Here is an 11597-nt window from a genome sequence, read left to right as displayed (position 1 = left end):
TTAATATTTAACTTGTTTCACATTGTAAATGATGTTATCGATTTCAGAACAATAACTTTGTGTAAAGGATTTGTTAATATGTGTACAATTTATGAAATTGCCAAACGCTGCGGGGTTTCAACCACCACCGTTTCCAGAGTGCTAAACCATCACCCATATGTGTCAGAAGAAAAGCGGCAGCTCATCTTACAGGTGATGAAAGAAATGGAATATACACCGAGTTCAGCAGCCCGCACACTAAGGTCACATCAGACAAAAACCATTGCTGTGTCTGTCCCAGCTGTGGACCATCCTTTTTTTGCACAATTGATTAAAGGCATTTCAAAAGAAGCCCTTGATCAAGGATATAAAGCCATCGTGCTTCAGACGTTTTATCAAGAAGCATTAGAGCTTGAAGGACTTCAATTATTAAAAAGAAGAGAAGTAGATGGGGTTATATTGGGGGCGTTAGAAAATACGTGGGAGAAAATTGAGCCATTTTTAACGAACGGCCCCATCGTCATGGCAAATGAATATCATCAAACAGCAAACATCCCGATTATTGGATACGATGAACGGGAAGCTGCCTATAAAGCGGTGGACTACTTGATTCGGTCGGGGCGAAAATCGATTGGGTTTTGCTTTGATACAGAAAGCAGTGAAGCGCAGAAACAAAGAAAACAGGGCTATCTTGATGCACTCTCTGCTCACGGTTTGCCGCTGCAAGATGATTGGCTGTTTGGAGAGGCTTTTACCATTGAAGACGGCTTTCGCTTAATGGAGGTCATTCATCATATGACGGATGCGCCTGATGCCATTTTCACCGGCAATGATCAAGTTGCAGCAGGGCTCATTAAACAGGCCATTTCATATGGCTATCAAATCCCCGAGGATCTAGCGGTCATCGGCTATGACAACCAAGACATATGCGAAGTGACAGCTCCAACGATCACCACGATTGACATACCGATCGTAGAGCTTGGCCAGCGGTCAGTACAGCAAATGATCTCGCTTCTGCAAGACCAAAAACCATTACAGCGCGAACATATCCAGCTGCCTACCCGGCTCGTGACAAGAGAATCTACATAAAGAAAAAAGACTGAGATCTCTCTCAGTCTTTTTTAATCTATCAACCTATAAAAATTGAGCAAGAATGAATGTCCATATACATACAATGCCGAGCAGAATGAAGCTGTACTTCACGGTCTTTTTGAAGAGCTCAGATTCTTTCCCTGTTTCTCCAACAGCTGCTGTAGCGATAGCGATAGATTGTGGAGAAATTAATTTCGCCATCACACCACCGGTCGTGTTCGCCCCAATTAACAAACCTGCCTGTGAGCCGATTTGAGAAGCAGTGACCGCTTGAAGGTTACCGAATAAGGCGTTGTTACTCACGACAGACCCCGTAATAAACACACCGATCCAGCCCAGCACCGGGCTGACAAGCGGGAACAAATCGCCTGTTTTGGCAAGAGCAAGTCCAATCGCAGAACTTAGTCCAGCAAAGTTCGCCAGGTTGGCAAAGCCCATCACAAAACAAATGGTAAGAACGGGGAGCCAAAGCTCTTTCACCGCTGCTTTTAAGCAGGCAGCGCCTTCTGTTAATGTAATATGTCTGCTAAACAACCCTGTCAGCATCACCGCAATCAGAATGGCAGTACCCGTTGCACTGATGACATCAATTTTAAAGATCGCATCAATAGGTGTTTCCGTTTGTGCAATTGGTGGTAATTTCACAATTTGCTGATGTAAAAATGGCATTTTCACTAAAATGGTCGTCCAGTTAAGCGGTCCTCCTACAGCAAACAATGCTTTAAATGCTGGCAGGCTCCATATCGTAATAACAGCAGTTAAAATATAGAACGGAGACCATGCTTTCAGTATTTCAACGCCGCGATACGTTTGTTTCTGTTCAATATCTGGCGCTCCTTCTTCTCGATAAATGTGTTTTGGCTGCCATTTCCGAAGAAATAAAGCCAAAATTCCCATACTTGCTAAGGCAGAAATAATATTGGCAAGCTCAGGACCCATCGTCACCATTGTAACAGCTTGCAAAATGGTATAGGTTCCACTCACAACAAGCAAGGCTGGCAGAGTTTCTTTGATTCCTTTGAATCCATCTACAATCAGAATGAGTAGGAACGGAATACAGAATGAAATAAACGGAATCGTATATACAAGGGTTTGAGATAACGCAAGCGGCGTCATATTGCCCATTTGCGCCCCTGTAATCACTGGGATTCCTACAGCACCAAATGCACCAGATGCAGCATTGGCAATTAAGCAGAGCATCGCAGCTTTCAGCGGTTTAAACCCAAGCTCTGTTAAGAGAGCGGCACTGATCGCAATCGGTACACCAAACCCAGCAGCACCTTCTAAAAATGCGTTAAAGCTAAAACCTATTAATAAGAGCTGAAGACGTTGATCTTGAGAGATTCCTGCAATACTAGAACGAATGACATCGAACTTACCAGATTTCACGGCAATTTTATAGAGCCATACCGCCATGATCACGATATATCCAATCGGCCACAGCCCATTAGATATACCGAGCAGCACAGCAGATAATGCCTTTTCAACTGGCATATGGAAGAAGAAAACAGCTGTTACAAAACTGACGATTAAGGTAAAACAAGCGGCTAAAACACCTTTTAACTTAAAAACGGTTAATGCAAGTAGGAAAAACAAGATTGGGAGCATTGCCACCAATGCACTGACGAATTCATTACCAAACGGATCATATATTTGCTGCCACATAGTGATTCATCCTTTTCTGCTCAGATAGGTTGCTTTTGATTGATTAAAAATGAGGAGCCAAAATCTCTTTTAACACATTCACACTGTGTGCAAATTTTTCTTTCTCTGTATCATCCAGAGCAAGCTCCATCACTTCTGTTGCACCATTTCGATTCACAAGGGCGGGTACACCAATGTAGACATCTTCTGCTCCGTACTCACCATCCAAGTAAGTGCTGACCGTTAAGATGCTGTTTTCATTGTGCAGGATCGCTCTTGTAATGCGGGCTAAACTCATTGCCACGCCGTAGTAAGTGGCGCCTTTTTTCTCAATGATTTGGTAAGCGGCATGACGGACATTTTCCATGATTTCATCTAAGTCTTCTTGTTTGTATTGATCATTTCTCTTCATTAATTCTGTAATTGGTACACTTCCGATATTCGCATGACTCCAAACAGCAAGCTCAGTATCCCCATGCTCGCCAATGATGTACGCATGCACATTGTGTGCCGCTGCTTCAAAATACTCACTGAGCATGTATCTAAATCTTGCCGTATCAAGCGTCGTACCACTGCCAATCACTCGTTCTTTTGGTAGTCCACTGAATTTCCAAGTCGCATATGTCAAAATATCAACTGGGTTCGTAGCAACTAAGAAAATGCCATCAAATCCGCTTTTCATCACATTGTCTACAATACCTTTAAATATATTTAAATTTTTCTCAACAAGGTCAAGTCTCGTTTCACCTGGCTTTTGGTTTGCGCCAGCACAGATACATACAATGTCTGCATCCTTACAATCCTCATAATCTCCATACCAAGTATTCACAGGATGCGGGGCAAATGCTTTTCCGTGGTTTAAATCCATCACGTCACCCATTGCTTTGTCTTGATTCAAATCGATAACAACCAATTCATCTGTGATCGCTTGATTTATTAATGTAAAGGCATAACTGCTGCCGACGAAACCTGCTCCAATAAGGGCTACTTTGTTTACTTTTTCGTTTGTCATTTATCTCATCCTCCTGAGTAAAACTAGGCTGTTTTTATTATGTGAAGTATTTCACATTCTTATTGTGCAACACTTCACAAACTTTTGCAAGGGGGTTGCTCAAAAAAAATATGTAGCGAATTTGTGAACACATTTATTGTGCTTTCAAAGCGCTGGTTCCATACATATTTCCACAAGAAAAAAGCTGCCAAACGCTCTTCGGCAGCTTCATACATGTTTAATAAGGGCCCCAGTTGATCATGACCCCAATACAAATAAATACAAGACCAATGACAAACCAAATGAGGGCAAGCGGCACCATAAAACGCAGCCACTTTACATAAGGAATACCACTTGCAGCAAGCACAGCCATCAACACACCAGAAGTCGGATTGATACAGTTGACCACCCCTTCACCAAGCATTACTGCTTCTACAGCTACCTGTCTTGTGATGCCCATTAAATCAGCGAGCGGCGCAAGAATCGGGATAAAGACTACGGCTTCTCCTGATCCTGATGAAATCAAAAAGTGAAGAAGCGCACTCGCAATATACATCCCGATCGCACCAGCAATTGGACTAAATCCTGTCAGCATACTCGCCAAGCCGTTGACCACTGTATCAAGCAGCTTCCCATTTTCTAAAATGACCGAAATACAGCGTGCCATCCCAACAATAAGTGCGCCGTATACAAGACTTTGACAGCCGACAATAAACGTTTTCGCAATGTCATTGGCAGCTAATCCGCCAAGCAGTCCAGCTACAATTGCCATAAAAATGAACACACCGGCCATTTCCTTATCGGTCCAGCCAAGCTGAAGTGCGCCATATAAGAACCCTCCAAGTGACAATCCGCACACCGCTAAAATCAGCTTATGTCTGCCAGTGAATGCAGGCTTGTCCACAGATTCCGCATCTGCTCCGCCAAGCCCTTTAGCAGGAAACCATTGATCGCCAAGAATGCTTCCCTTGTCTTTATTCTTCAGACGTCTTGTATATAAATAGATGTACACAATACTAGAAATAAGAAAACAAAGATAAATGATGACACGCAGGCCAATGCCAGAAAAGATCGGCAGCTCTGCGATCGTTTGTGATAAACCCAATGGAGATGGAGATAAAATCGTTGCATTAAACCCTGCGTAACAGCCGATGTAGATGACAGCCGCTCCTGCTACAGCATCCCATTTCAAGGATCGTGCCACAATGATGCCAATTGGAATAAATCCAATAACAGAGTTCACGACAATTCCGGTCGTTCCAAGGACTGAAAATAATCCCCCAACAATACAAATAAACAATAATTGCTTCGTTTGAAACCGGCTGATGACATGGTGAATCATCCCGTTAATAGCACCTGTCTTCTCCAAAATGGCAATGGTTCCGCCTGTAAATAGAATCAGAAAAATAATAGAAGCGGACCCTACCATTCCTTCTTGTATCGCAGTGAAAAAGCCAACTGGACTCACTGGTGATTGATCAATGCGGTGATAGCTGCCAGGAACGGCCGTTGTGATCTCCCCAGATGTCTTTCGATCAAACTCACCTGCTGGTACAAAATACGTTGCTATCGTACAAATCAGTGCAATCATAAATAAGAGAACATACGCATCCGGCATTTGAAGTTTTCGTTTCTGTTTCTCTGGTGCTGATACTGTCGCTGTTTTCATGTGTCAAAACCCCTTTGTCCCGATCGGAATTTCACTTAATTTTCAGAATAATCAAATGATGTGTTATATTATAAACACTGTTGATATTTAAGATCAATATTATTTCACTAAAATAATGTTTTGGCAGATTATCTGTCAGCAAGGAGGCTCTTCATGACAACTTTGACAAACGAAATGAAACAAACCGTGACAGACATCTTCGAACACTTGCATGCCCACCCAGAAATCAGCTGGGAAGAAACAGAAACGACTGCTTATATTGAAGATATATTGAAAAAATTGGGCTGCAAAACTCAAACATTTGACGACTGTACAGGGGTGATCGGTGAAATTGGAGAAGGCGTACCAGTGGTCGCTGTGAGAGCCGATATTGATGCACTTTGGCAGGAAGTAGATGGTGAGTTTCAGGCCAATCATTCATGTGGCCACGATGCACACATGACAATGGCTCTTGGCACCTTTATGGCATTAAAGGAAAAAGAACGCCCAAACGGCACAATTCGTTTCATCTTTCAGCCTGCCGAGGAAAGAGGCGGCGGTGCGCTGAAAATGATTGAAAAAGGTGTGCTGGCAGATGTCGATTACTTATATGGCGTACATGTGCGCCCAATTCAAGAAACATTAAACGGACGCTGCGCTCCTGCTATTTTGCACGGATCAAGTAATCATTATGTCGGCACCATTATCGGCGAGGAAGCGCACGGTGCACGTCCTCACCTTGGCATCAACGTAATAGAAGTGGCTTCAACCCTCGTGCAGAGACTCGCGCATATCCATGTCGATCCACGAGTCGCCCATTCTGTGAAAATGACCAATTTACATGCTGGCGGGGGCAGCTCAAACATCATCCCAAGCAAAGCTTCTTTTACATTAGATGTAAGGGCGCAAACAAACGAAGTAATGGATGAGCTAGAAAAAGAAATTGAAAGAGCAGTTCATTCTGTAGCGGATGCCTTTGGTGCTTCCATTACACTTTCAACAGACCATCGTCTTCCTGCCGCTACGTTAAATGAGGAAGCTGTCCAGATCATGTCTCATGCGATTGAACAGGTTTTAGGCCAAGAGCAGCTTGATCCCCCAATCGTCACAACAGGTGGAGAAGACTTTCACTTTTATGCAGCAAAGCTTCCGCATATCAAATCTACGATGCTCGGTTTAGGCTGTGATTTAAAGCCAGGTCTTCATCATCCGTACATGACCTTTGACCGCTCTGCAATCTTTACCGGCATTGAGATTTTGACTGAAGCTGTCTATCAAACGCTCCAGCAGCATTCATCATAAAATGAAAAAGCCACCCGCCTTCTCTTCAGGACGGGTGGTCGCTTTATATTATGCATTCAAATCTGCCATGGCTGGAACGTTGATTTCTTTCACACAAGATACCCTTGATAAGTGAATCACACATCTAGCAAGCTCCACAATATCCTGAACAGGGATTCTCGTTTCATCATATAGAGTAATGGCCTTTTCGGCTCCCTCTTCATACGGAACCTCTGCCGCCAGCTCTCCTGGATTGATACAGGTAACAGATATTTTATCTTTTCTCACATGCTCTCTCAGCGCATTCACAATTCCGCGCAGGCCAAATTTAGATGCAACAAACGAGACTTGCGGCAGGTTTGTATGATCGAGTCCAGCCGTTGAGCCAATCACGATGATTTTCCCATTCTCCGATTTCCTTACGTGCGGAAGCAGTGCCTGGATGTACGTAATGGTTGAGGTGACATTCACATTAATTAAGTGCGCAATATCCTCTGGCTGATCGTGATCAAAGGAATAATCGTCTTCAAAGCCTCGTTTTTCCCATAAACCGACGTTATAAATAAGTACATCAATCGTCTTGTTCTCCAGTGCTTCGAGCATATAAGGGATATGTGTTTGGCTTGATAAGTCGATTTTCAGCCAAATTCTATGTACACCGTCATCTATGCTCAAACTGCTTGGTTCACTTCGCGACACAATCCAAACTGTATCTCCACTTGAAGGAAGACCCTTTACAAAAGCATCTCCTAATCCTTGACTTGCACCGAATATGATATAGTTTTTACTCATAGCTCCTCCTTCTATGGCACAGAAACTGAAAGCGTTTTATACCTATATCATACAGATTCTAAGAGACCACCGCCTCTTTTATGCTTATCTTCACTTATTGATGGGCACGGCTACTGGATTTCCTTTAATTCCACTGGTAATGCACGTGCCTCTATAAAGCTTTTGATCATTTCTGTGAAAAGTTCTTTTTTCTCAAAAGTAAATGTATGTCCAATACCGGGAACGATGACGCCTGCTGCCTTTGGATGTGAATTTGTTATTTTTTTTGCTGACCGTGTCATAATGCCTTTTTCTTTTTCTCCCACTGTGACAAGAATGCGTGCCTTTGCTTGCTGAAACGTGTCTGGGAGCCTGTAATGGAGGTTTTCTTGAAACATCGTAAGAAGGGTTTTCTTCTGCAGATGTTTCGATTCCGCCGCATAATGAGGCAGTACATGTTGCGGGAGCCCCATCTTTTCGGCTTGGAGCTGGATAAACCAATCTTTCTTTAATAATGGATACGTCAGTGGCAAGAGCGGTCTCACCATGAAATGGAGCCATGGCAGAGGCATCACGAGGGCGCTATTGATGACAGCGATGTCTACGATATCTGGCTCTCTTGATAACACATCAACGGCAATCTGTGCACCTAAAGAAAATCCAATCAGAATCACTTGACGGCCATTCGCGTTTTCCTTGATCCATGAGATGACTTCTTGGGCGCTTTCATTCATTGAAAATATCTGTTCTTTTGCTCTTGTCCCATGTCCAATGAGATCAGGGGCAAAGCATTCATACGTGTCCTTAAATATTTCAACCTGCTCCTGCCACATCCAGCTGCTTACTCCTCCACCATGCAGAAAAATCATGATTGACCTATCCATCATCGACGACAACTCCATCCTTCTATATAAGAAAAAAGCAGCCGCTTTTTGAGCAGACTGCTTTTTCCACATGCTCCCTTCTATTATAAGGGAACCATTACATCATTGACTATTTTTTCAAATCTTCAATGGAGTTTACGTTCTTCATATATTTCGGAACAACTAGCCCCATTCGAAGGCCTTTCATACTTGTACCAAGGTCGTCATATTTTCCTTTAAACTTCGCTGCATACGTTTTATGCGTATTTGGCAGCCAAGCGGATAATGATGCATCCGCACTTCCGGTTGCAATTGCTGTCCACATTGGACCTGCTTCAACCTGAGTCAAAGTCACATTAAACCCGAGTTCACGCAATACTTCTGCCGCAACATTGGTACTTGCAATCTCACTATCCCAGGCAACGTAGGCAAGATTGACTTTTCCACCATTCGACTTTTTCACGCCTTTTGTCCATTTCGCTACTTGGTCTTTATGTTTTTTCACATATTTTATGGCAGCATCCTTTGGTTTCACACCATCTTGAATATCAATCATGACTTCGCCCATGTCATCTTGAGACCATTTAAACTGACTAAGCATTTTGGCTGCTTCCGGCTGATCCTTTGCAAAGCCTTTACGTGAAATCGTATGAATTTCTTCCGCTTCACCGTAAGATTTTTTTGGATCATCTAGATATTTTAAATCATAGCGGGAAAACATCCAGTGTGGATTCCAGCCAGTGATGATGATTGGCTTTTTACGGTCGTAAGATTTTTTGAGTGTTGCCGTCATAGCTGCACTTGATGCAGACACAACCGTCCAATCCTCTAAGCCGTAATCCTTTTTCGCTTGATCTGTCAGTGCCATAATCCCTGAACCTGGATCGATTCCGATAATGGTCTTATTCACCTGCTGTGCTGCACTCGCATTTGAATCTGTCTGCGCACCGCAAGCGGCTAGTAAAAAGACAAGCAGGGCGGTCATCCCAATGTAGAGAGACTTTTTCCACATTAAGCATTCCCCCTGGTTTTTTTCGTTTTAATGTTTTGTGTAATACGGTCAAGTGTAATCGCCACAATAACAATGGCAATACCTGCTTCAAAACCAATACCTGTTTTCAGCTGGGTTACCGCACTATATACTTCTGAACCAAGTCCTGGTGCACCCACCATTGCTGCAATAACGACCATTGATAGAGCCAGCATGATACTTTGGTTAATACCAGCTAAGATGGTTTTTGTTGCAAGTGGAAGCTGAACTTTGAATAAACGCTGGAATGTCGTTGAACCAAATGCTTCTGTTGCTTCAATTAAATCAGCTGGTACTTGTTTAATACCGAGAATGGTCATACGGATCGTTGGCGGCATAGAGAAGATAACCGATGCCACAACCCCAGGAACAACCCCAATATTAAAGAAGAAAATCGCTGGTAATAGATAAACGAATGCAGGCATTGTCTGCATTAAATCTAAAATAGGTGTCACAATTTTACGCACAGTTTCCTTCTGTGATGCCCAAATACCGATCGGAACCCCGATCACAATAGAAATGACCACAGCGGTCAAAACGAGCGCAAGTGTTTGAAGCATTGGATGCCAGTAGCCTAAATAGTCGATCAGTAAAAATCCAATAAGTGTGAAAAGAGCAACTCCTCTTGTACTGATCCACCAAGCAATGCCGGCAAAAATAAGAGTTAAAATAATGGATGGAATGACGCCAAGTGCAGCCACAATCCCATTTACTGTTCCTGCTAATCCATTTGTGATGCCATCAAAGAAACCACCAAACGTTAATGTTAACCAGTCAACAAATTGATCGATATATTCCGCAAACGGAATTCTAGGTAAATCACTCATACTAAACATCTTATTCTACCTCCTGTGCAGAAGGCTCTTGTGCTTTAATTTCCTCTAGCTTGTTAGAAGACATGTTGATATACTCATCATTTCCTGATAATGCACCAATCAATGCACCTCGGACCACAATGCCCTTCATTCTGTTTTTCTCATCGACAACGGCAATCGGAATGTTCGCATCAGACACCGCATCAAAGATCTCTGTCAAATACGTTGATTCCAACACTGTCGTAAATTCTTTATCGAGAACCGTTTCAAGCGACGCTCCCGTTTCTGCTGCTTTCTTCGCTGCTTGGGCAGAAATGACACCTAATAAATGCTTTTTCTTATCGACCGCATAGATAGACGAAATCCCTAGGTTTTTCATGAGCGTAAGCGCAACACGTGCCCCTTTATCAATCTGAACTGTTTCTGCACGTTTCATAATATGACCAGCGGTTAATACTTTAGAAAGGTCAACATCTTCAACGAAGCGTTCAACATATTCATTCGATGGGTTCATTAGAATTTCTTCTGGTGTTCCGATTTGAACGATATTTCCGTCCTTCATGAGCACAATGCGGTCGCCAATACGAAGCGCCTCATCTAAGTCATGGGTAATGAAAATGATCGTTTTTCCTACAGATGTATGAAGCTCAAGCAATTCATCCTGCATATCTTTACGAATTAATGGGTCTAGTGCGCTGAATGCTTCATCCATTAATAAAATGTCAGGGTCATTTGCTAACGCACGTGCCAATCCAACACGCTGTTGCATCCCACCACTTAATTGATTTGGGTATTGCTCTTCAAAGCCTTCAAGTCCAACAAGCTTTAAAGATTCAAGCGCTTTTGGTCTGCGCTCTTCTTTATCTACACCTTGCAATTCAAGACCATACTCTGTGTTCTCAAGAATTGTACGGTGCGGGAACAATGCGAAGTTTTGGAAAACCATGCTGATCTTTTTCCGTCTGACTTCACGCAATTGATCCTTTGACATATTTGTTATCATATCCCCATCAATATAAATTTCACCGGAGGTTGGTTCGATTAACCTGTTTAGCATCCGCACAAGTGTGGACTTTCCGCTCCCTGATAGCCCCATGATGACAAATATCTCGCCGTCATAAACATCAAAATTTGCTCGATTGACACCAACTGTTGCGCCGGTCTCTTTTAGGATCTCTCTTTTTGTTTTCCCGTTTTCAAGCATTTGAGATGCTTTTTTAGCATTTTTACCGAAAATTTTAGATACATTATTTATCTTGATTTTGATATTTCTCTCTTCAGAATTCATATTTTCCCTCCAAATTAGCATCTTTATAACCGTAACATAAGCGTTATGATGCGAACAATCTTTAGAATTCGCTTATTTCCCCACAATATGTATGAATTCCATATAGAGGTCTGGTCATTAGAGTTTATACGCCGTATTACTCGTAAATCCTATAGAATGCTTCATAAACTACATATTTTACGGGGTATTTCCTCT

The 11597-nt window shown here is 42.6% G+C and carries 10 protein-coding genes; 2 read left to right on the top strand and 8 right to left on the bottom strand.

Features of this window, described 5'->3' with window-relative positions; translation table 11 throughout:
• Positions 1-78: 78 nt before the first annotated feature.
• The gene (locus NST59_RS01700; RefSeq protein ID WP_039176311.1) at positions 79-1068 is read left to right on the top strand and encodes a LacI family DNA-binding transcriptional regulator; all 990 of its coding nucleotides are present in this window, start codon (positions 79-81) and stop codon (positions 1066-1068) included.
• 45 nt (positions 1069-1113) lie between these two features.
• On the opposite strand, the gene NST59_RS01695 is transcribed toward NST59_RS01700, so the two are convergent.
• The 3 genes from NST59_RS01695 to NST59_RS01685 all read right to left on the bottom strand — a co-directional run bounded on the left by NST59_RS01695 (position 1114) and on the right by NST59_RS01685 (position 5375).
• Positions 1114-2736: an L-lactate permease gene (locus NST59_RS01695; RefSeq protein WP_064498610.1), complete on the bottom strand. Its 1623-nt coding sequence runs from the start codon at positions 2734-2736 to the stop codon at positions 1114-1116.
• A 43-nt stretch (positions 2737-2779) separates the two neighbouring features.
• Positions 2780-3727, bottom strand: coding sequence for an L-lactate dehydrogenase (locus NST59_RS01690; protein ID WP_064498609.1), 948 nt, complete (start codon positions 3725-3727; stop codon positions 2780-2782).
• A gap of 217 nt (positions 3728-3944) precedes the next feature.
• Complete coding sequence (locus tag NST59_RS01685) at positions 3945-5375, bottom strand: YfcC family protein (RefSeq protein WP_039176304.1); 1431 nt, start codon at positions 5373-5375, stop codon at positions 3945-3947.
• 153 nt (positions 5376-5528) lie between these two features.
• Here NST59_RS01685 and NST59_RS01680 point away from each other — a divergent pair, with 153 nt between their 5' ends.
• Positions 5529-6656 carry a M20 peptidase aminoacylase family protein gene (locus NST59_RS01680; protein WP_327842383.1) on the top strand — a complete coding sequence of 376 codons (1128 nt, stop codon included), beginning with the start codon at positions 5529-5531 and terminating at the stop codon, positions 6654-6656.
• 48 nt (positions 6657-6704) lie between these two features.
• Here the strand turns inward: NST59_RS01680 and NST59_RS01675 are convergent, their stop codons facing one another.
• The 5 genes from NST59_RS01675 to opuAA all read right to left on the bottom strand — a co-directional run bounded on the left by NST59_RS01675 (position 6705) and on the right by opuAA (position 11402).
• Positions 6705-7427, bottom strand: coding sequence for an SDR family NAD(P)-dependent oxidoreductase (locus NST59_RS01675; protein WP_058837272.1), 723 nt, complete (start codon positions 7425-7427; stop codon positions 6705-6707).
• A gap of 110 nt (positions 7428-7537) precedes the next feature.
• A complete protein-coding gene (locus tag NST59_RS01670) occupies positions 7538-8293 on the bottom strand; it encodes an alpha/beta fold hydrolase (protein ID WP_247544624.1) in 756 nt (251 codons plus the stop codon).
• 106 nt (positions 8294-8399) lie between these two features.
• Positions 8400-9281, bottom strand: coding sequence for a glycine betaine ABC transporter substrate-binding protein (locus NST59_RS01665; protein ID WP_039176296.1), 882 nt, complete (start codon positions 9279-9281; stop codon positions 8400-8402).
• Complete coding sequence (gene opuAB, locus NST59_RS01660; protein ID WP_039182966.1) at positions 9281-10126, bottom strand: glycine/proline betaine ABC transporter permease subunit OpuAB; 846 nt, start codon at positions 10124-10126, stop codon at positions 9281-9283. Before opuAB ends, NST59_RS01665 begins: the two co-directional genes overlap by 1 nt.
• Positions 10127-10136: 10 nt before the next feature.
• Positions 10137-11402 carry a glycine/proline betaine ABC transporter ATP-binding protein OpuAA gene (opuAA, locus tag NST59_RS01655; RefSeq protein ID WP_039176292.1) on the bottom strand — a complete coding sequence of 422 codons (1266 nt, stop codon included), beginning with the start codon at positions 11400-11402 and terminating at the stop codon, positions 10137-10139.
• Between the last annotated feature and the right edge of the window lie 195 nt (positions 11403-11597).

Origin of the sequence: Bacillus sp. FSL R5-0439 (genome assembly GCF_038008805.1) — a bacterium.
GTDB lineage: Bacteria > Bacillota > Bacilli > Bacillales > Bacillaceae > Bacillus > Bacillus safensis.
Note: the sequence above shows the minus strand (reverse complement) of the source record. Positions and strands in the feature narration are given on the sequence as shown.